This is a genomic window from Ideonella sp. (assembly GCF_041918995.1).
Lineage (GTDB): Bacteria > Pseudomonadota > Gammaproteobacteria > Burkholderiales > Burkholderiaceae_C > Ideonella.
Window position 1 is genome coordinate 109,451 of sequence record NZ_JAYRUN010000008.1, and the last position, 18,774, is coordinate 128,224.

Annotated in this window: 17 protein-coding genes; 13 read left to right on the plus strand and 4 right to left on the minus strand. The window is 74.3% G+C overall.

Translation table 11 applies throughout. From position 1 onward, the window contains the following. Genes ACE3UN_RS09120 through nudB form a run of 4 tightly spaced genes read right to left on the minus strand, consistent with a single transcriptional unit; the run spans position 1 to position 3,393 of the window. Positions 1–699, minus strand: a complete 699-nt coding sequence (locus ACE3UN_RS09120; RefSeq protein ID WP_374674616.1) for an MgtC/SapB family protein — start codon at positions 697–699, stop codon at positions 1–3. Positions 700–755: 56 nt separating this feature from the next. Then, positions 756–2,087, minus strand: a complete 1,332-nt coding sequence (gene clsB, locus ACE3UN_RS09125) for a cardiolipin synthase ClsB (protein WP_374674617.1) — start codon at positions 2,085–2,087, stop codon at positions 756–758. Then, positions 2,084–2,902: an endonuclease/exonuclease/phosphatase family protein gene (locus ACE3UN_RS09130; protein ID WP_374674618.1), complete on the minus strand. Its 819-nt coding sequence runs from the start codon at positions 2,900–2,902 to the stop codon at positions 2,084–2,086. The genes clsB and ACE3UN_RS09130 overlap by 4 nt, the downstream gene beginning before the upstream one ends. Further along, positions 2,899–3,393 (minus strand): dihydroneopterin triphosphate diphosphatase, encoded by a 495-nt coding sequence (gene nudB, locus ACE3UN_RS09135; RefSeq protein WP_374674619.1) that lies wholly within the window; start codon positions 3,391–3,393, stop codon positions 2,899–2,901. Before nudB ends, ACE3UN_RS09130 begins: the two co-directional genes overlap by 4 nt. 150 nt (positions 3,394–3,543) lie before the next feature. Here nudB and ACE3UN_RS09140 point away from each other — a divergent pair, with 150 nt between their 5' ends. The 13 genes from ACE3UN_RS09140 to ACE3UN_RS09200 all read left to right on the plus strand — a co-directional run bounded on the left by ACE3UN_RS09140 (position 3,544) and on the right by ACE3UN_RS09200 (position 18,769). After that, positions 3,544–4,443, plus strand: coding sequence for a hypothetical protein (locus tag ACE3UN_RS09140; RefSeq protein ID WP_374674620.1), 900 nt, complete (start codon positions 3,544–3,546; stop codon positions 4,441–4,443). 7 nt (positions 4,444–4,450) lie between these two features. Further along, positions 4,451–6,310 (plus strand): cytochrome c3 family protein, encoded by a 1,860-nt coding sequence (locus tag ACE3UN_RS09145; RefSeq protein WP_374674621.1) that lies wholly within the window; start codon positions 4,451–4,453, stop codon positions 6,308–6,310. Further along, positions 6,307–9,240: a cytochrome c3 family protein gene (locus ACE3UN_RS09150; protein WP_374674622.1), complete on the plus strand. Its 2,934-nt coding sequence runs from the start codon at positions 6,307–6,309 to the stop codon at positions 9,238–9,240. Before ACE3UN_RS09145 ends, ACE3UN_RS09150 begins: the two co-directional genes overlap by 4 nt. Positions 9,241–9,262: 22 nt before the next feature. Further along, on the plus strand, positions 9,263–11,476 hold the full coding sequence (locus ACE3UN_RS09155) for a tol-pal system YbgF family protein (RefSeq protein WP_374674623.1): 2,214 nt from the start codon (positions 9,263–9,265) through the stop codon (positions 11,474–11,476). Positions 11,477–11,560: 84 nt separating this feature from the next. Further along, positions 11,561–12,277 (plus strand): cytochrome c biogenesis heme-transporting ATPase CcmA, encoded by a 717-nt coding sequence (ccmA, locus tag ACE3UN_RS09160; protein ID WP_374674624.1) that lies wholly within the window; start codon positions 11,561–11,563, stop codon positions 12,275–12,277. Beyond that, entirely contained in the window at positions 12,274–13,020 is a 747-nt protein-coding gene (ccmB, locus tag ACE3UN_RS09165; protein ID WP_374674625.1) for a heme exporter protein CcmB, read from the plus strand. Before ccmA ends, ccmB begins: the two co-directional genes overlap by 4 nt. Further along, on the plus strand, positions 13,017–13,802 hold the full coding sequence (gene ccmC, locus ACE3UN_RS09170; RefSeq protein WP_374674626.1) for a heme ABC transporter permease CcmC: 786 nt from the start codon (positions 13,017–13,019) through the stop codon (positions 13,800–13,802). The genes ccmB and ccmC overlap by 4 nt, the downstream gene beginning before the upstream one ends. 20 nt (positions 13,803–13,822) lie before the next feature. Next, complete coding sequence (locus tag ACE3UN_RS09175; RefSeq protein ID WP_374674627.1) at positions 13,823–13,987, plus strand: hypothetical protein; 165 nt, start codon at positions 13,823–13,825, stop codon at positions 13,985–13,987. After that, on the plus strand, positions 13,984–14,454 hold the full coding sequence (gene ccmE, locus ACE3UN_RS09180) for a cytochrome c maturation protein CcmE (protein ID WP_374674628.1): 471 nt from the start codon (positions 13,984–13,986) through the stop codon (positions 14,452–14,454). The genes ACE3UN_RS09175 and ccmE overlap by 4 nt, the downstream gene beginning before the upstream one ends. Beyond that, positions 14,451–16,424, plus strand: coding sequence for a heme lyase CcmF/NrfE family subunit (locus tag ACE3UN_RS09185; RefSeq protein WP_374674629.1), 1,974 nt, complete (start codon positions 14,451–14,453; stop codon positions 16,422–16,424). Before ccmE ends, ACE3UN_RS09185 begins: the two co-directional genes overlap by 4 nt. After that, the gene (locus ACE3UN_RS09190; protein ID WP_374674630.1) at positions 16,421–16,951 is read left to right on the plus strand and encodes a DsbE family thiol:disulfide interchange protein; all 531 of its coding nucleotides are present in this window, start codon (positions 16,421–16,423) and stop codon (positions 16,949–16,951) included. The genes ACE3UN_RS09185 and ACE3UN_RS09190 overlap by 4 nt, the downstream gene beginning before the upstream one ends. Next, entirely contained in the window at positions 16,948–17,520 is a 573-nt protein-coding gene (locus tag ACE3UN_RS09195) for a cytochrome c-type biogenesis protein CcmH (protein ID WP_374674631.1), read from the plus strand. The genes ACE3UN_RS09190 and ACE3UN_RS09195 overlap by 4 nt, the downstream gene beginning before the upstream one ends. After that, positions 17,510–18,769, plus strand: coding sequence for a tetratricopeptide repeat protein (locus tag ACE3UN_RS09200; RefSeq protein ID WP_374674632.1), 1,260 nt, complete (start codon positions 17,510–17,512; stop codon positions 18,767–18,769). Before ACE3UN_RS09195 ends, ACE3UN_RS09200 begins: the two co-directional genes overlap by 11 nt. Positions 18,770–18,774 lie beyond the last annotated feature (5 nt).

The window sequence follows — 18,774 nt, forward strand, 5'->3', positions numbered from 1 at the left end:
TCACTCGCCGGTGGGTGAGAGCCGGAAGCCGCGCACGTCCGGCCGGGCGGCCAGCGCGGTGGCCAGGCGGGCCAGGTTGGCCTCGTGCAGCGTGCGCAGCACCATGCGGTACTCGAACTCCTGCGAGTCGGACGACGCCCGGTAGCTCATGTTGGCCACGCTGAAGCCGTGGCCTGCCAGGAAATGGCGCAGTTCGGGCTCGGGCATCACCTGGTCACGGGCGAAGCGCACCTGGTGGTGGGCGTAGCAGTGCGACGGCAGGCGCCGCTCCACCCACAGGAAGGCCGAGAGCGTGCCCAGGGTCAGCAGCGTGGCCACTGCCGCGGGCACCCAGAAGCCGATGCCGATCAGGATGCCGATGGCCGAGGTGGCCCAGATCGAGGCCGCGGTGGTGAGGCCACGCACCGACAGGCCGTCGCGGAAGATGACGCCCGCGCCGAGGAAACCGATGCCCGTCATGATCCCCTGCGCCATGCGCGTGGGGTCGGTGCGGAACTCGTCGGCCAGGCCCGCAGGCACCCACTCCTGCTGGTAGACCGGCAGCACCATCAGCATGGCCGAGGCCAGCGCCACCAGGGCGTGCGTGCGGAAGCCGGCAGGGCGGCCATGGAAGCTGCGCTCCAGGCCGATCACGCCCCCGGCCAGCAGCGCGCCGCCCAGGTGGGCGAGCATGGCAAGCAGTTCGGCGTTCAGCGTCATGGGGCCGAACTGGAGGCAAGCGCTGTTCCCGCGCGGCACGGCGCGTGGCCGCGCCCTCAGTAGCGGCCGCTCTGCCCCGCCAGGCGCAGGTACCAGTGCGCCACCCAGGCCACGAAGCCGCGACCCAGCACGGCCCAGGCACCGGTCTGGTAGGGCGCCACGGTCACCTGGCGCGACTGGGTGAGCGCCAGCTCGAAGGCACGCAGCAGGTCCTGCGCGAAGGGCTCGTCGGCGATGGCGACGTTGGCCTCCAGGTTGAGCAGCAGCGACAGCGGGTCGATGTTGGAGCTGCCCACCGTGGCCCAGCGGCCGTCGGTGATGGCGGCCTTGGCATGCAGGAAGGCCGGCATGTACTCGTGGATCTGCACGCCCTCGGCCAGCAGCTCGTCGTACAGCACGCGCGCGGCCAGGCCGGCGAAGCGGTAGTCCACCTTGCCCTGCAGCAGCAGGCGCACGCGCACGCCGCGCCGCGCCGCCTTCACCAGCGCGCGGCGGAACGAGCGGCCGGGGTAGAAGTAGGGGCAGACGATGTCCACGCTGAGCTGCGCCTCGCGGATGGCGTCGATGTAGGCGCGCTCGATGGCGCGGCGCTGGCGCAGGTTGTCGCGCACCAGGAAGGCGGCGCGCACCGGCCGCTCCACCGCCTGCGCCTCGGGCTGGGGCGGCGGCAGGATGCGCAGCCGGCCGAGCAGGCGCCGCGCCTGGGCGATGGGCTCGGCGCTGCGCGCCATGGACAGCACCTCGGCGCGCCAGTCGTGGCCGAAGGCGGCGCGGGTCCACAGCGCGCGCACCGTCTGCTCGATGGGCGCCACCACCGGGCCGCGCAGCCCCACCGCGAAGTCCAGCCGCGGGGTGTCGCTCCAGCCGTGGTTGAGGTCGTTGCGGTCGTCGATCACGTTGATGCCGCCGACGAAGCCGATGGTGCCGTCCACCACGCACAGCTTGATGTGCAGGCGCCGCATCTGGCCGGGCTGCAGCCAGTTCCACCAGCGCTCCAGCGGGCGGAACACCATCAGCGACACGCCGCTGCCCGCCAGCCATTGCTGCAGCTTCGGCAGCGCGCGGTGGCTGCCGAAGCCGTCGACCACCAGCCGCACCCGCACACCCCGCCCGGCCGCGCGCGCCAGCACCCCGGCCATCGCCTCGCCGGCCGGGTCGTCGTGGAAGATGTAGGTGGCCAGCCAGACCTCGTGCAGCGCGGTCTCCACCGCGGCGGCCAGCGCGGGGAACAGCTCGTCCCCGCCGCGCAGCAGCGCGACGTCGTTGCCGCCGGTGTAGTGCGGGTGGGGCAGCGCGTACCAGGCGGCCGGGTGGCCGCCGCCGGGCGGCGCCGGCCCGTCCGCCGGCCCGTCCGCCGGCGCGTCGGGGGCCGGCAGGTCGGGCGTCAAGCCGGCTCCAGCTCCGCCACCAGCGGCAGGTGGTCCGACATGCGCGCCCAGGCGGTGCCGCGCGGCACCAGCGTGCTCAGGCAGCGAAAGCCCCGCATGTACACGCGGTCCAGCGCGAACACCGGCACCAGCGACGGGAAGGTGGGGGTGGCGTTGGCCGCGGCGGGCGGCATGGCGCGCGTCAGGCCGATGTGCTGCATCAGGCCGTCGAGCTTCTCGCCCCAGTCGTTGAAATCGCCCGCCACCAGCACCGGCTCACCGGTCGGCACCTCGGCCTCGATGAACTGGGCCAGCCGGTGCACCTGGCGCACCCGGCTGCTGTGGATGAGGCCGAAATGCGCCACCACCGCATGCAGCGTCATGCCCTGCCAGACCACCGGCACATGCAGCAGGCCACGCTGCTCGAAGCGGTGGTCCGACACGTCGTGGTGGCCGATGTCGCCGATCGGCCAGCGCGACAGCAGCGCGTTGCCGTGCTCGCCGTGGCGGGTGACGGCGTTGGTGCGGTAGGCCGAGGTGTAGCCCTCCGGCGCCAGGAACTCGGCCTGCCCGCCCTCCGGCCAGCCGAACCACGTGTGGTCGAAGCGGCGCGCCTCGCGCGCATGGAACAGGCGCACCTCCTGCAGGAACACCAGGTCCGCGTCCAGCGCCTCGATGCCCAGGCCCAGGTTGTGGATCTCCAGCCGCTTGCGCGGGCCCACGCCGCGCACGCCCTTGTGGATGTTGTAGGTGGCCACGCGCAGCACCGTGCTGCTGTGCACGGTGGACGCGACGGGCGGGGTGAGCCCGACCGGCTTGGTGACGCGCGCGTTCATGACGGGGGGTGCGGCTGGCCGGCCAGCCGTGGCAGCAGCAGGATGGCCTCCGCGTTGGACGGCGAGAAGCAGCGGTCGGCCGCCTCGCGCCAGGGCAGCCAGGCGAAGGCGGTGTGCTCCCTCGGCGCCAGGCGCACGGGCGTGCCGGCCGGCACGCACAGGCCGAACACGTGCTCCGTGTTGTGGGTGACGCCCTCGGCGTAGCGGTGGCGCCAGCGCGGGTAGATCTCGTAGCGGTTGGCCAGGCCCCAGTCGCGCAGGGCGCCGGCGGCGAGCGCCGGCACGTCGATGCCGGTTTCCTCCGCCACCTCGCGCACGCAGGTGGTGGCCAAGGGCTCATCCGGCGTGTCCTTGGAGCCGGTGACGCTCTGCCAATAGCCCGGCGCGTCGGCCCGCTCGATCAGCAGCACCTCCAGCCCCGGCGTGTGGATCACCACCAGGACGGACTCGGGCACCTTGTGGCGCGGCGGCGCGGTCTGGGTCGCGTTCATGGGGGCATGGTAGTGCAGGCGGCGTGCCTGCCCGGGCGCGCGGGCCGGCGACCGAGCCCGTGGCGCTGGACGCCGGGCGCCGCAACGGTCGACGCGGGCGCTTCACTATTTCACGCCAAATGTGCTGTTTGCACATTTATACTGCGCGCCATGCCCGGCCCTTCCTCCCTGTCCGCCCCGCCCGCCCCAGGCCGGTCCGCCGTGGCGCGCGCCCGGGGCCGCGGCGCGCCCGGCTGGGTGGCCGCCGGGGTGGCCGGGGTGGCCGGGATGGGGGGGCTCGCGGCGGCGTGGGCGGCGGGCGAGGTCCTGCGCCGGCATGGCAATGCGGACCTGGCCTACTGGCTGGGCGTGGCGGGCGGCGTGGCCATGCTCAGCCTCTTCGCCTACCCGCTGCGCAAGCGCTGGCGCGCCTTGCAGCGCGTGGGCCGCACGCGCGGCTGGTTCGTCTTCCACATGGCCATGGGGCTCGCCGGCCCGTGGCTGATCCTCGTGCACTGCGGCTTCCGGCTGGGCTCGGTCAACGCCACCGTCGCCCTGCTGTCCATGGCGGTGGTGGTGGCCAGCGGGGTGGTGGGGCGCTATCTCTATGTGCAGGTGCACCGCGGCCTGGACGGCCGCCGGGCCGACCTGGGCGAACTGCGCGGGCGCCTGGATGCCACGCACGCCCGCCTGGCCGGCTCCTTCGGCCTGGCCCCCCGGGTGCTGGACGGGCTCATGGCCTTCGAGCGCGAGGCCACGGCGGGCGCCGGTCGGGGCCCCCTGGCCGTGCTGTGGACCACCCGCCGCCTGGCGCACCGGGCCCGCCGCACCACCGGCCGGCTCATCGACCAGGCCCTGGCCGAGGCCAGCGACCTGGACGACACGCGCCGCCGCCGCGCGCGCGCCGGGTGGCGGGCGCTGGCCGCGCAGCACATCGCGCACACCCTGGCGGTGGCGCGCTGGCAGGCCTGGGAACGCCTGCTGGCGCTGTGGCACGTGCTGCACCTGCCGTTCGTGGTGGTGATGGTCGTGTGCGCGCTCGTGCACGTCGTCGCGGTGCACGCGTACTGAGCGCGGAATGGCATGGCTGTCGCATGGCCTGGCCGCGATCCTGTGCACACTGGCGCTGCTGGCGCCGGGCACCGCCGGGGCGCAGGGCCTGGAATCCGCGCTGTCGCCCGGGCCGGTGATCCGCGGCCACGCCAAGGTGGAGGACCAGTGCCAGCGCTGCCATGTGCGCTTCGACCGCGCGGCGCAGGATGGCAAGTGCCTGGACTGCCACGAGGACGTGGCCCGCGACCTCCAGGCCCGCCGCGGCTGGCACGGCCGGCAGCCGCCCCAGGCCTGCCGCAGCTGCCACACCGACCACAAGGGGCGTGACGCCGTGGTCGCGCCGCTCGACACCCGCCGCTTCGACCACCGCGCCACCGACTGGCCCTTGCGCGGCGCGCATGCGCGCGTGGCCGACTGCGCCGCCTGCCACCGGCCGGGCCAGCGCTGGCGCGAGGCGCCCCAGGACTGCGTGGCCTGCCACCGCGGCGACGATACCCACCGCGGCAAGCTGGGCCCGCGCTGTGCCGACTGCCACACCGACACCCGCTGGACGGAAACGCGCTTCGACCACGCCGGCACGCGCTTCCCGCTGCTGGGCAAGCACCGTGACGCCACCTGCGACGGCTGCCACCGGCGCGGCGAACCGCACGACGCCGCCCCCGAGGCCTGCATCGGCTGCCACCGCGACGACGACATGAAGCGTGGCCACAAGGCGCGCTACGGCGAACGCTGCGACACCTGCCACGACGCGTCGTCGTGGCGCGCCACCCGCTTCGACCATGACCGCGACACGCGCTACGCGCTGCAGGGCCGGCACCGCCAGGCACGCTGCGACGCCTGCCACACCGGCACGCAGCCCGATGCCCTGTACCGCGACCACCCGGCGAGCGACTGCGCCAGCTGCCACCGCGGCGACGATGCCCACCGCGGCACGCTGGGCAACGACTGCGCCAGCTGCCACGACGCCTCCGGCTGGAAGCGCGTTGGCCGCTTCGACCACGACCGCAGCCGCTTCCCGCTGCTGGGCCGCCACGCCCAGGCCACCTGCGCCGCCTGCCACCGCGGCAAGCACTACCGCGACGCCCCGCGCGACTGCGTCGCCTGCCATGCCGCCGACGACAAGCACCGCGGCACGGTCGGCACGGCCTGCGGCGCCTGCCATGGCGAGCGCCAGTGGAAGATCCCGCGCTTCGACCACGGCGCCACGCGCTGGCCGCTGAGGGGCGCGCACGACCGGGCCGCCTGCAGCGCCTGCCACACCGGGCTGGCCGAATACCGCGGCCGACCCACCGAGTGCGTGGCCTGCCACCGCCGCGACGACCGCCACGAAGGCCAGCTGGGCGAGCGCTGCGGCAGCTGCCATGGCGAGCAGCGCTGGGCGCGCGGCCCGGGCGAACCGCCCTTCGACCACCGCCGCGCCCGCTTCCCGCTGGTGGGCGCCCACCTGCAGGCGCGCTGCGACGCCTGCCACACGAACGCGCGCTTCCACGACGCCGCGCGCGACTGCGCGGGCTGCCACCGCCGCGACGACACCCACCAGGGTCGGCTCGGCACCGCCTGCGACAGCTGCCACAACGCCCGCGCATGGGCCCTGGTGCGCTACGACCATGCCACGCGCGCCCGCTGGCCGCTGGAGGGCGCGCACGCCCGCCTGCGCTGCGCCGACTGCCACCGCCAGCCCGCGCCTGCCCGACAGCCGGTCGCGCCCGTGGGCACCGCCTGCATCGCCTGCCATCAGGGGGACGACCGCCACGACGGTGCCTTCGGCCGCGATTGCCAGACCTGCCACACCACGGCCCGCTGGGCCGAGATGCGATCACGCCGCCCGGGCATGGCACGGCCCGGCCCGGCCGCCAGCCCACCGCCCTCCGGAGGGGGATCATGACCCTGCGCCGCTTCCTCGTCGCCGCCCTCACGGGGTGGCTGCTGGCCCTGCTGGGCGCCGGAGCGCTCTGGGCCGCCTGGCCGGCGCAGGCCGCCCCGGCGCCCGCGTCCACCGCGCGCGACTTCGACCACACAGCCACCGGCTTCGCGCTGACCGGTGCCCACACGTCGTCACGCTGCGAGTCCTGCCACCTGAACGGCGTGTTCAAGGGCACCCCGAAGGACTGCGCCAGCTGCCACACCGCCGGCGCCCGGCTGGCGCGCAACAACACCGTGATGGGCGCGCAGCACCTGCCGACCACCGCGGCGTGCGACAGCTGCCACGACACGCGGCGCTTCGACGGCGCGCGCTTCAACCACCTGGGGGTGGCAACGGGCAGCTGCGCGAGCTGCCACAACGGCCAGGTCGCCGTGGGCAAGCCCCGCGACCACCTGCCCACCACCGCGGCCTGCGACAGCTGCCACGGCACCGGCACCTGGGCGGGCGCGCGCCCCGACCACAGCGGCTTCGGCCCGTCCACGGTGTGCACCAGCTGCCACAACGGCAGCCAGGCCAGCGGCAAGCCGGCCACCCACATGCCGGTGGGCACCGCCACGTGCCCCTCCTGCCATGGCGTGAACGCCTGGAAGCCCACCAAGTGGAACCACAGCCAGCTCGTGGTCAGCGGCCAATGCGCCAGCTGCCACACCGGCGGCTACCCGCCCGCCGACGGCAGGCCCGCCACCCACATCCCCTACACGGCCGTGGCGGTGTCGGCCAGCGCCAACTGCGACGCCTGCCACAAGGCGGGCACGACGAGCTGGACGCCCGCGCGCTTCCACACGAGCTTCACCGCCAGCACCCAGTGCGCCACCTGCCACACCGGCAGCTTCACCGGGGCACGCGGCAAGCCGGCCGATGCCCTGCACGCCAGCGCCACCACCTGCGAGAGCTGCCACACCACGGCAAGCTGGAACACCGCTCAGGTCAACCACGCGGGGTTCAACGCGAGCACCAACTGCACCAGCTGCCACAACGGCAGCAGCGCGCCGGGCAAGCCCGCCACGCACGTGCCCGTGGGCAGCACCAACTGCTTCGCCTGCCACGGTGTCACCACCTGGAAGCCCAGCAAGTGGAACCACACCCAGGTGGTGGTCACGGCCCAGTGCGCGAGCTGCCACACGGGCAGCTTCCCGCCCGCGGACGGCAAGCCCGCCACGCACGTGCCGTATACCGCGGTGTCGGTGACGGCCAGTGCGAACTGCGACGCATGCCACAAGGCAGGCTTCAGCAGCTGGACCCCGGCGCGGCTGCATGCCGGCTTCAGCATCAGCAACCAGTGCGCCACCTGCCACACCGGCAGTTATGGCGGCGCCCGCGGCAAGCCGGCCGACGCCCTGCACGCCACGGCCACGACCTGCGAGAACTGCCACACCACCGGCACCTGGACCACCAACGGCGTGGACCATGGCGGGTTCAACAGCAGCACCAATTGCGCCAGCTGCCACAACGGCGGCAGCGCCCCCGGCAAGCCCGCCACGCACGTGCCGGTGGGGCTGACGAACTGCTACGCCTGCCACGGCGTCACCGCCTGGAAGCCCACCAAGTGGAACCACACCCAGGTGGTCGTGACGGCGCGCTGCGCCAGCTGCCACACAGGCACCTACCCGCCGGCCGACGGCAAGCCCGCCAACCACATCCCCTACGCCCTGGTGCAGGCGTCGGCCTCGGCGAACTGCGACGCCTGCCACAAGGCCGGCTACGCCAGCTGGAGTCCGGCGCGCTTCCACACCAGCTTCAGCGTGGGCACCGCCTGCGCCACCTGCCACACCGGCAGCTACCTGGGCGCGCGCGGCAAGCCTGCCACCCCGGTGCATGCCGGCGTGACCCCCTGCGAGAACTGCCACAACACCACCAGCTGGACCCACGCGAACGTGGACCACGGCGGCTTCAATGCCAACACCCACTGCGCCAGCTGCCACAACGGCAGCAGCGCACCGGGCAAGCCGTCCAACCACATCCCGGTGGGTGCCACCAACTGCTACGCCTGCCACGGCGTGACGGCCTGGAAGCCGACCAAGTGGAACCACACGCAAGTCGTGGTCACGGCGCAATGCGCCAGCTGCCACACCGGCACCTACCCGCCGGCCGATGGCAAGCCCGCCAACCACATCCCGTATGCCCTGGTGGCGGTGAGCGCCAGCGCCAACTGCGATGCCTGCCACAAGGCCGGCACCAGCACCTGGGTGCCGGGCCGCTTCCACGCCAACTTCAGCACCAGCACCCAGTGCGCCACCTGCCACACGGGCGGCTACCTGGCCGCGCGCGGCAAGCCGGCGGACGCCATCCACACCGGTGTCGCCACCTGCGAGAGCTGCCACAAGTCCACCGCCAGCTGGAGCCACGTGAACTACCAGCACGCACCGGGCAACCAGGTGGGGTCGGGCACCTGCGACAGCTGCCACAACGGCACGCTGGCCACCGGCAAGCCCGCCAACCATGTGCCCATCCAGGTGGCCACCGCCAAGTGCGACAGCTGCCACCGCTCGCAGGCGGCGTGGTCCACCTCGGTCACCATGAACCATGGCGCCGTGTCCGCCCAGGCCTGCAAGACCTGCCACACGGGTGCCTACGTCAGCCAGGGCCTGCAGGCCAAGCCGACCAACCACATCCCCGAGGCGCAGCTGCTCAACGGCAGCACGCTCGACTGCAGGGCCTGCCACACCAGCACCCGCAGCTGGGGCGCGATGCGCATGAACCACAACGGCAGCCTGGGCGGCGGCGCCGGCTGGTGCAAGAGCTGCCATGCCAGCGGCACCAACACCCTGGGCGACATGGAGAAGAAGTCGCTCACCCACGAAGCCCGCGGGCGCACGCCGCTGGACTGCTCGGAATCCGGCTGCCACCGGCCGCTGGGCGACAAGGGCAAGACCTACGTCGAGTGGGACTGACATACCGCACCGGAGGGAACCCATGCACATCCACCCCACCCTGGGCCGCACGCGGCTCGCCGCCGCCCTGGCCACCGCCGCCTGGACCACGCTCGGCGCCGCCACCGCGCAGGCACAGGTGATCGAGGACGTCGAGCTGCGCCGCGAAGGCGCCGACGCCGTCGTGACCGTGCGCTTCAACGTGCCGGTGCAGTACCGGCGCTCCGTGGCCGCCAGCTCCAACGACCTGGTGCAGATCATCTACGACGTGGTGCCCAGCCGCGACAAGCCGCGCTACCTGGACGGCGAGCGCCGCACGCTGGGCGGCGACGGCATCCCGCGCATCACCCTCACCGAGGAAGGCGGCCACACCGACACCGACCGCCGCCTGGTGGTGCGCCTGGTGCCGCCCGCGCCGTTCAAGGTGCGTGCGGGCGGCGACCGGCGCAGCCTGGACCTGGTGCTGCCCGGTCTGGGCGACCGGCTGCTGCCGCCGGCGGCGGCGCGCCCGGCCGCCGCGCCCGCCCCCGCGGTGCCCGTGGTCGAAGGCGCCGCCTCGCTGGACGCCCAGGTGGAGGCCCGTGGCGCCGAGCTGCTGGCGCAGGCCCGCGCGGCGCTGGCGCAGGGCCAGGCCGGGCTGGCCATCGAGACGCTCAACGAGGCGCTGAACCTGCCGCCGCACCGGCACACGCGCACCGCCCAGGCGCTCGTCGCCCAGGCCCGCCTGGCCGATGGCGACACGGCCGGTGCGCGCCGCGAGCTCGAGCTGTTCCTGCGCCTGTACCCCGAGGGGCCCGACGCCGAGCAGGCCCGCCTGACGCTGGCGGGCCTGCCCGCGGGCGACGCCGACCCGGCCGCTGCGCGGGGGGCCGATGCGCCGGCGCCGGCCGCCAGGCCGGCCAACACCCAACTCATCGGTGCCGTGTCCCAGTACGGGTACGGCGGCAACTCGCGCACGCGCACGCAGCTGAAGGACACGCCGCTGGACGGCCAGCTGCCGGTGGTCATCTCCGACGAGACGCTGGACGCGGTGGACCAGAAGCAGCTGCTGACCAGCGTGGACCTCAACTGGCGCATGAAGACCGACGAGCGCGACGTGCGCTTCGTGTTCCGCGACAGCTTCGCCACCCACTTCATGCCCGGCGAGGCGGACGAGAACAAGCTGTCCTCGCTGTACCTGGACTGGCGCGAGACGGGCCCGGGCCTGTCGGCGCGCGTGGGTCGGCAATCGGGCCTGGGCGGCGGCGTGCTCGGCCGCTTCGACGGCGCCCTGCTGGGCTGGAGCTTCGTGCCCAAGTGGAAGCTCAACCTCGTGGCCGGCCAGCCCACCGAGAAGCTGCTGGACACGCGGCGCCACTTCTACGGCCTGTCGCTGGACGCCGAATCGGTGCTGCCTGGCCTGGGCGGCAGCGCCTACGCGATCGAGCAGCGCATCGACGGCGAGGTGGACCGCCGCGCCGTCGGCGCCGACCTGCGCTTCTTCCAGCCCGGTGTCTCGGTGTTCTCGCAGTTCGAGATGGACACCACGCTGCAGGGCGTCAACATCGCCTCGCTGCAGGGCACCTGGACGAGCGAGGGCAACACCGTCGTCAACGTGCTGTACGACCGCCGCGCCACGCCGATGCTGATGCTGGGCAACGCCCTGTTCTTCCCCGACCCCACGGCCACCGTGCTGCCCCGGCGCCTGACCGACCTGCTGCGCGACGGCCGCACGCTGGACACCCTGCGCCAGCAGGTGCGCGACACCACCGCCTACGCCACCCAGGGCTTGCTGGAGGTGACGACACCCCTGAGCGACCACTGGCAGGTGGGGGCCGACCTGCGCCTGACCAGCGTGGGCGCCATCGCCCCGGTGCCCGGCCTCCTGCCCGAGGGCATTCCGGCCACCGGCCACATCTGGACGGCCAGTGTGCAGGCCATCGGCACCCACCTGTATTCCGAGCGGGACACCCACGTGCTCAACGTCACCGGGGTGCGGGGCCCCGACTACACCGGCTGGCTGGCCTCGTACAACCACCTGTCGGTGCTGGCCGAACGCTGGCAGGTGGAGCCGGCCCTGCGGCTGTACCAGCAGGACGGCCCCTCGGGCATCACGACCACCCGCTGGTCCCCGGGCCTGCGCCTGACCTGGCGTGGCGGCCCGCGCTGGATGCTGGAGGCCAAGGTCAACGCCGAGCTGAGCGACAGCCGCAGCGCCGGCCAGGACGAAAAGGCCACCCGCCTGTACTACGCGCTGGGCTACCGGCTCGATTTCTGACGCCCCCGACGCCGCAAACTTGACCCATTTCAGGGCCGAGAGGCCCCCGGCGCCGCCAGAATGCGCTTGACGCCGGACAAGTCCATGCCTTCGCCCTCCCCCGCCTCCCCCCACGTGCTGCCCCCGCGCGCCGCCCCCGCTGCCCACGGCGGCGGCGACGAGGCGGGCGTGCTGCGGGCCCAGGCCCTGGGCTGCCGCCGCGGCCAGCGGCGCCTGTTCACGGGCTTCGAGCTGCGCCTGGCCCCCGGGCAGGCCCTGTGGCTGCGCGGGCCCAACGGCTGCGGCAAGACCAGCCTGCTGCGCATCCTGGCCGGGCTCGCGCACCCGGCCGAGGGCGCCGCGCACTTCGGCGGCGTGCCCGTGCACCGGCTGTCGCCGCCGGCACGCGGGCGGCTGCGTTTCGTGGGCCACGCCAACGGCCTGAAGGCCGAGCTGCGCGTGGCCGAAGCGCTCGGCGTGCTGGCCGCGCTGGACGCCGACCCGGGCAGCCCGGCCCTGCCGCCCGAGCGGCTGGCGCAGGCGCTGGCGGACGCCGGGCTCAGCGGCCGCGCGCAGGCGGTGGTCGGCACCTTGTCCCAGGGCCAGCGGCGCAAGGTGGCCCTGGCCCGCCTGTGGCTCGACGAGCAGCCGCGCACCTGGCTGCTCGACGAGCCGCTGGATGCGCTGGACGCCGACGGCGTGGCGCGCTTCGAGCGCTGGATCGAAGCCCACACCGCGCGGGGCGGCGCCGTGCTGATGACCAGCCACACCGCGCTGCCCCGGCTGGCGCTGGACGAGCTGCACCTGGGGGTGGCGGCATGAGCGCGGCGCCGTCCCTGCGCAAGCGGGCGGCCCCCCTGGCCGAGCCCGTGCGCGGGCGCGCCACCGCCCCGTCCGGCCGCGATGCCCGGCTGGGCGTCTTGGGGCGCGACCTGCGCGTGGCCGCCCGCCAGCGCGTGGGCTGGCTGCTGCCGCTGGCGTTCTTCCTGGCTGCGCTGAGCCTGTTTCCGCTGGGCCTGGGCGCCGAGCCCGCCCTGCTGCGCCGCGTGGCGCCGGGCGTGGTGTGGGCCTGTGCCCTGCTGTCGATGCTGCTGGCGCTGCACGCCATGTTCACCAGCGACCTGGCCGACGGCTCGCTGGAGCAGATGCTGGTCGGCCAGCGCCCGCTGGTGCGGCTGGTGGGCGAGCGCGTGCTGGCGCAGTGGCTGCTGGGCGGCGCACCGCTGGTGCTGCTGTCCCCGCTGGCCGGGCTGGCCTTCGGCTTGCCCCCGGACGCCGCCGGCGTGCTGGGCCTCAGCCTGCTGCTGGGCACGCCCGTGATGGCGCTGCTGGGCGCACTGGGTGCGGCGCTCTCGCTGGGCCTGCGCCACGGCAGCGCGCTGGTCTACCTGCTGGTGCTGCCGCTGGCCATGCCCACGCTGGTCTTCGGCAGCGGCGCGGTGCTGGCGGCGCTCAACGGCGAGCCGGCCCAGGCCGCGCTGTCGCTGCAGGGCGCCCTGCTGATCTTGACCGCGCTGGGCGCGCCGCCGCTGACGGCCGCCGCCCTGCGCATCGCGATGGAGTGAACGTGACCCTCTCGACCTCGCCCGCACCCCTGGCCGCCGGCCGTCCCCGCTACGGCTGGACGCAGTTCGCCTCGCCGGCCCGCTTCGAGCGCCTGGCGCGCGCCCTGGTGCCGTGGTGCTGGGGGGTGGCGGTGGTCGCGGGCCTGGCCGCGCTGTACGTGGGTTTCGTGGTGGCCCCGGTGGACGCCACCCAGGGCCAGGCCTACCGCATCCTGTTCATCCACGTGCCCGCGGCCTGGCTGTCGATGGTGTGCTACCTCGCCATGGCCCTGTGGGCGGTGGTGGGCTGGGTCTGGAACGTGCGCATGGCCTCGCGCCTGGCCCGCGCGCTGGCCCCCACCGGCGCGCTGTACACCGCCATCGCCCTGTGGACCGGCGCGGTGTGGGGCAAGCCCACCTGGGGCGCCTGGTGGGTGTGGGACGCGCGGCTGACCTCCGAGCTGATCCTGCTGCTGCTGTACCTGGGCTACCTGGCGCTGGTGGAGTCCATCGACGACGACCGCCGCGCCGCCCAGGCCGGCGCCATGCTGGCGCTCGTCGGTGCGCTCAACGTGCCCATCATCTACTTCTCGGTGAAGTGGTGGAACACGCTGCACCAGGGCGCGTCCATCAGCCTCACCGCCGCGCCGACGATGGCGCGCACCATGCTGCTCGCGCTGGCCCTGGCCACCGTGGCGTGCTGGGCCCAGGCGATCGCCGCCGCCCTCACCCGCGCCCGGGCCATCAGCTTCGCGCAGGAGCCCCACCTCGCCGCCGGCGGCTCCGACCGCGACGACGCTTGACCGACGAAAGGCCGTCCCCCATGGCATCCCTTGACTGGCTGTTCTCCACGCAGGGCCACGCGCTCTTCGTGTGGGGCGCCTACCTTCCTGCCCTCGTGCTGCTGGTCGCCGAAGGCCTGGCTGTGCACGCCCGCGTGCGCCGCAGCCGGCGCGACGCGCTCGACGCCCTGGAGGCCGCGCCATGACGCCCCGCCGCAAGCGGCTGGCCATCGTGGCCGGCGTGGTGGTGGCCCTCGGTGCCGCCACCGCCCTGGTGCTGAACGCCTTCCAGAGCAACCTGGTGTTCTTCTTCTCGCCCACCCAGGTGGCCGCCGGCGAGGCGCCCACGCAGCGCACTTTCCGCCTCGGCGGCCTGGTCAAGGCCGGCAGCGTGGAGCGTGACGGCGTGGAGATCCGCTTCATCGTCACCGACACCGCCCGGGAGATCCCGGTGCGCTACCAGGGCCTGCTGCCGGACCTGTTCAAGGAAGGCAAGGGCGTGGTCGCCCAGGGGCTGCTGGGCCCCGACGGCGTGTTCGTGGCGCGCGAGGTGCTGGCCAAGCACGACGAGAACTACATGCCGCCCGAGGCCGCCGAGGCGCTGAAGCAGGCCGGCCACCCGGGCGGCCAGCCGCAGTCCGCACCCACCTTGCAGACGGGAGCCCCCCGATGATTCCCGAACTGGGCCAGCTGGCCCTGATCCTGGCCCTCGCGCTGTCCCTGGTGCAGGGCACGCTGCTGCTGGCCGGCGCGCAACGCGGGCGCGACGACTGGATGGCGCTCGCCCGCCCGCTCACCGCGCTGCAGGCCGCCCTGGTGGGCGCGGCCTTCCTCGCCCTGGTGGCCAGCTTCGTGCGGCACGACTTCTCCGTGCTCTACGTGGCGGCCAACTCCAACAGCCGGCTGCCGCTGGCCTACCGCGTCGCCGGCACCTGGGGCGGCCACGAGGGCTCGCTGCTGCTGTGGGTGACCATGCTGGCCGGCTGGATGGCGGCGGTGGCGGCCTTCAGCCGCGCCCTGCCCATGGTGTTCGTGGCGCGCGTGCTGGGCGTCATGGCGTGGGTGTCGGCGGGCTTCCTGCTGTTCATGCTGCTCACCTCCAACCCCTTCGAGCGCCTGCTGCCGGCGGTGGCCGACGGTCGCGACCTGAACCCGCTGCTGCAGGACCCGGGCATGGTGTTCCACCCGCCCATGCTCTACATGGGCTACGTGGGCTTCTCGGTGGCCTACGCCTTCGCCATCGCCGCCCTGCTGGGCGGGCAGCTGGACGCCACCTGGGCGCGCTGGTCGCGCCCCTGGACCATCGCCGCCTGGATCTTCCTCACCCTCGGCATCGCGCTGGGCAGCGCCTGGGCCTACTACGAGCTGGGCTGGGGCGGCTGGTGGTTCTGGGACCCGGTGGAAAACGCCTCCTTCATGCCCTGGCTGGTGGGCACGGCGCTCATCCACTCGCTGGCCGTCAGCGAGAAGCGCGGCAGCTTCAAGGCCTGGACGGTGCTGCTGGCCATCCTGGCGTTCTCGCTGTCGCTGCTGGGCACCTTCCTCGTGCGCTCCGGCGTGCTGTCCTCGGTGCATGCCTTCGCCACCGACCCCCGCCGCGGCCTGTTCATCCTGGCCTTCCTGGTGGTGGTGGTGGGCGCCTCGCTGATGCTGTATGCCGTGCGCGCGTCCTCGGTGGGCCTGGGCCAGCGCTTCGCCACCGTGTCCAAGGAAACCTCGCTGCTGCTCAACAACGTGCTGCTCATCACCGCCACCGGCGCGGTGCTGCTGGGCACCATGTACCCGCTGTTCCTGGACGCGCTGGGCCTGGGCAAGATCAGCGTGGGCCCGCCCTACTTCGACACCGTGTTCCGCTGGCTGATGGCACCGCTGATGGTGATGCTGGGCGTGGGGCCGCTGGCGCGCTGGAAGGGCGACGCGCTGCCCTCGCTGGCCAGCCGCCTGCGCTGGGCGGCCGTGGCCACGGTCGTGGTGCCCGCCGCCACCGCGGTGATCGCCGGACGGGCCTCCGCCTGGTCCATCGCGGGTTATGCCCTGGCCACCTGGGTGACCGCCGGCGTGCTGGTGGATGCCTGGGCCTGGCGACGCCAGCCGCGCCAGGTCAGCCGGGCGCTGGCCGGCATGTGGGTGGCCCACCTGGGCGTGGCGATGTTCATCGCCGGCGTCACCGGCGTGCGCACCCACGAGCAGGAGCTGGACGTGCGCATGGCCCCCGGCCAGACCGCCGAGCTGCGCGGCTACGCGTTCCGGTTCGAGGGCGCGGTGCCGGTGCAGGGCCCGAACTACGCCGCCATGCAGGGCCGCGTGACGGTGTTGCGCGGCGACCAGGTGCTGGCCGAGCTGCAGCCCGAGAAGCGCGTCTACCAGGTGCAGCGCAACCCGATGACCGAGGCCGCCATCCACAGCAACCTGGCGCGTGACCTCTACGTGTCGCTGGGCGAGCCGCAGGACGACGGCAGCTGGACGCTGCGCCTGCAGGTCAAGCCGCTGATCGCCTGGATCTGGCTGGGCTGCGTGGTGATGTCGCTGGGCGGCGCCCTGGCAGCCAGCGACCGGCGCTACCGCAGCGCGCGCCGCGCCGAGAGCCGCACGGCGGCCACCCCACCATCGGCCCTGCCCACTGCGCAAGGAGGTGCCGCGTGAAGGCACGCACACTCATCCCGCTGGGGGTCTTCCTGGCCCTCGTCATCTTCCTGGCCGTGGGCCTCACCCTCAACCCGCGCGAGGTGCCCTCGCCGCTGATCGACAAGCCGGCGCCGGCCTTCGCCGCGCCGACGCTGGCCGACGCCGACAAGACGCTGCGGCGCGAGGACCTGCTCGGCCGGGTGTGGGTGCTCAACGTGTGGGCGTCCTGGTGCGGTGCCTGCCGCGAGGAGCACCCGCTGCTGGTCGACTTTGCCCGCCGCCAGCCCGCCGTGGCGCTCATCGGCCTGAACTACAAGGACGAGCGCGCCGCCGGTGGCGCCTGGCTGCAGCGCTTCGGCAACCCCTACACCGACTCGCTGTTCGACCCCGAAGGCCGGATCGGCCTGGACTACGGCGTGTACGGCGTGCCCGAGACCTTCGTGATCGACCGCCAGGGCGTCGTGCGCTACAAGCACATCGGCCCGCTCACCCCCGACGTGATCCGCAACGACCTGGAGCCGCTGCTCAAGCGGTTGGCCGCATGACGACACCGCTTCTGCTCCCCGCCCGGCCCGCCACGTGGCGGGGCCTGCGGGCGGCCACGCTCGGGGCCCTGTGCGCGGCCGGGATGGTGGCCGCCTCCGTGGCCTTCGCCCAGGCCCCCGCGGCCTCGGCCCCCCTCTCGGCGGGCCAGGCCCGCCCCGCGGCGGACGACCCCGCCCTGGAAGCGCGCATGATGGCCATCGCCAACGAGCTGCGCTGCGTGGTGTGCCAGAACCAGACCGTGGCCGATTCCCATGCCGAGCTGGCCGCCGACCTGCGCGACCAGATCCGCGACCAGCTGCGGGCCGGCCGCACGCCCGACGAGGTGCGCGGCTTCATGACCGACCGCTACGGCGAGTTCGTGCTGTACCGCCCGCCGCTGAACGCCCGCACCGCCCTGCTGTGGGGCGGCCCGGCGCTGCTCATGCTGCTGGGCCTGGGCGTGCTGATGGCCGTGCTGCGCCGCCGCCAGCGCCTGCCCGACACCGCCTTCGACGCGGAGCTGCCGGACGCCGACGACCCCCTGTCCCCTCCCTTCCCCTCCCCTGACCGCCCGCACGATGCCCGCTGATTCCGTGGAAGACCTGAAGCGCCAGATCCGCCAGATCGACGAGCTGCGCGCCGCCGGCACGCTGTCCGAGGACGCGGCGCACCAGGCACGCGCGGCGCTGGAGAAGCGCCTGGTGGACGCGGTGATGGCCCCCCTGCCCGGGGCCGGCGCCACCGGCCCGGCCGCGGCCGGGCCCGCCGCCCCCGCAGGCGCCCGCCCCTCGCGCCGCCTGCTGGCCGGCATCGCCGCCTTCGTCGTCGTCTTCACCGCGGCGGGGGCGGTGTGGCTGGGCACCGCCGAAGGCTGGTCCACCGGGCCCGGCGAGCGCCCGGCCGGCCCGCCCCTGGCCCAGGGCGAGGGCGCCGCCGCGGCCCCTGAAGGTGCCGCCTCCTCGCCGCACCCGATGGCCGCTGCGCAGGTGGAGGACATGGTCGCCAACCTGGCCCGCCGCCTGGAGCAGGAGCCGCAGAACGTGGACGGCTGGCTGATGCTGGGCCGCAGCTATGCGGTGCTGGGCCGCTTCGAGCCGGCCATCGCCGCGTTCCGGCGCGTGCTCGCGCTGGAGCCGCAGCACGCCCAGGCGCTGGCCGACCTGGCCGATGCCCTGGCCATGACCCAGGAGCGCCGCTTCGAGGGCGAGCCGGCGCGCCTGGTGCAGCAGGCCCTGTCCGCCGACCCGGCCAACCTCAAGGCGCTGCTGCTGGCGGGCACCATCGCCTTCGAGCGCGGCGACTACGCCACCGCGCAGCGCCACTGGAACGAGGCGGTGCGCGTGGGCCCCGCCGACAGCGCGCTGGTGGAGCAGGCCCGCGCGGGCGTGGCCGAAGCGCGTGCGCTCGCCGGCGGCGGCGCCGCACCGGCCACCACACCGGCCACCACACCGGCCACCGCGCCGGCCAACGGGCCGGCGCCCGCCGCCGCGCCGGGCGCCACCCTGCGCGGCCGGGTCGCCCTGTCGCCGGCCCTGGCCGGCCAGGTCTCGCCCGACGACACGGTGTTCGTCTTCGCCCGCGCCGCCGAAGGCTCACGCATGCCGCTGGCCATCGTGAAGAAGCGCGTGCGCGACCTGCCCTTCGAGTTCACGCTCGACGACTCGCAGGCCATGACGCCGCAGGCGCGGCTCAGCCAGGCCAGCCGCGTGGTGGTGGGCGCCCGGGTGTCCAAGTCCGGGCAGGCCATGCCGCAACCGGGCGACCTGGAAGTGCTGAGCGCCCCGCTGTCGCCGGGCGCCAGCGGCCTCTCGCTGGTCATCGCCGACACCGTGCGCTGAACGGC

Excerpts from the sequence above, each read along its gene's own strand:
- ACE3UN_RS09195 (WP_374674631.1), top strand. The coding sequence starts at position 16,948 with ATGACGACACCGCTTCTGCTCCCCGCCCGGCCCGCCACGTGGCGGGGC.
- ACE3UN_RS09175 (WP_374674627.1), top strand. The coding sequence starts at position 13,823 with ATGGCATCCCTTGACTGGCTGTTCTCCACGCAGGGCCACGCGCTCTTC.
- ccmE (WP_374674628.1), top strand. The coding sequence starts at position 13,984 with ATGACGCCCCGCCGCAAGCGGCTGGCCATCGTGGCCGGCGTGGTGGTG.
- ACE3UN_RS09130 (WP_374674618.1), bottom strand. The coding sequence starts at position 2,902 with ATGAACGCGCGCGTCACCAAGCCGGTCGGGCTCACCCCGCCCGTCGCG.
- nudB (WP_374674619.1), bottom strand. The coding sequence starts at position 3,393 with ATGAACGCGACCCAGACCGCGCCGCCGCGCCACAAGGTGCCCGAGTCC.
- ACE3UN_RS09140 (WP_374674620.1), top strand. The coding sequence starts at position 3,544 with ATGCCCGGCCCTTCCTCCCTGTCCGCCCCGCCCGCCCCAGGCCGGTCC.
- ccmB (WP_374674625.1), top strand. The coding sequence starts at position 12,274 with ATGAGCGCGGCGCCGTCCCTGCGCAAGCGGGCGGCCCCCCTGGCCGAG.
- ACE3UN_RS09145 (WP_374674621.1), top strand. The coding sequence starts at position 4,451 with ATGGCATGGCTGTCGCATGGCCTGGCCGCGATCCTGTGCACACTGGCG.
- ACE3UN_RS09120 (WP_374674616.1), bottom strand. The coding sequence starts at position 699 with ATGACGCTGAACGCCGAACTGCTTGCCATGCTCGCCCACCTGGGCGGC.
- ACE3UN_RS09155 (WP_374674623.1), top strand. The coding sequence starts at position 9,263 with ATGCACATCCACCCCACCCTGGGCCGCACGCGGCTCGCCGCCGCCCTG.
- ACE3UN_RS09185 (WP_374674629.1), top strand. The coding sequence starts at position 14,451 with ATGATTCCCGAACTGGGCCAGCTGGCCCTGATCCTGGCCCTCGCGCTG.
- ACE3UN_RS09200 (WP_374674632.1), top strand. The coding sequence starts at position 17,510 with ATGCCCGCTGATTCCGTGGAAGACCTGAAGCGCCAGATCCGCCAGATC.
- ccmA (WP_374674624.1), top strand. The coding sequence starts at position 11,561 with ATGCCTTCGCCCTCCCCCGCCTCCCCCCACGTGCTGCCCCCGCGCGCC.
- ACE3UN_RS09150 (WP_374674622.1), top strand. The coding sequence starts at position 6,307 with ATGACCCTGCGCCGCTTCCTCGTCGCCGCCCTCACGGGGTGGCTGCTG.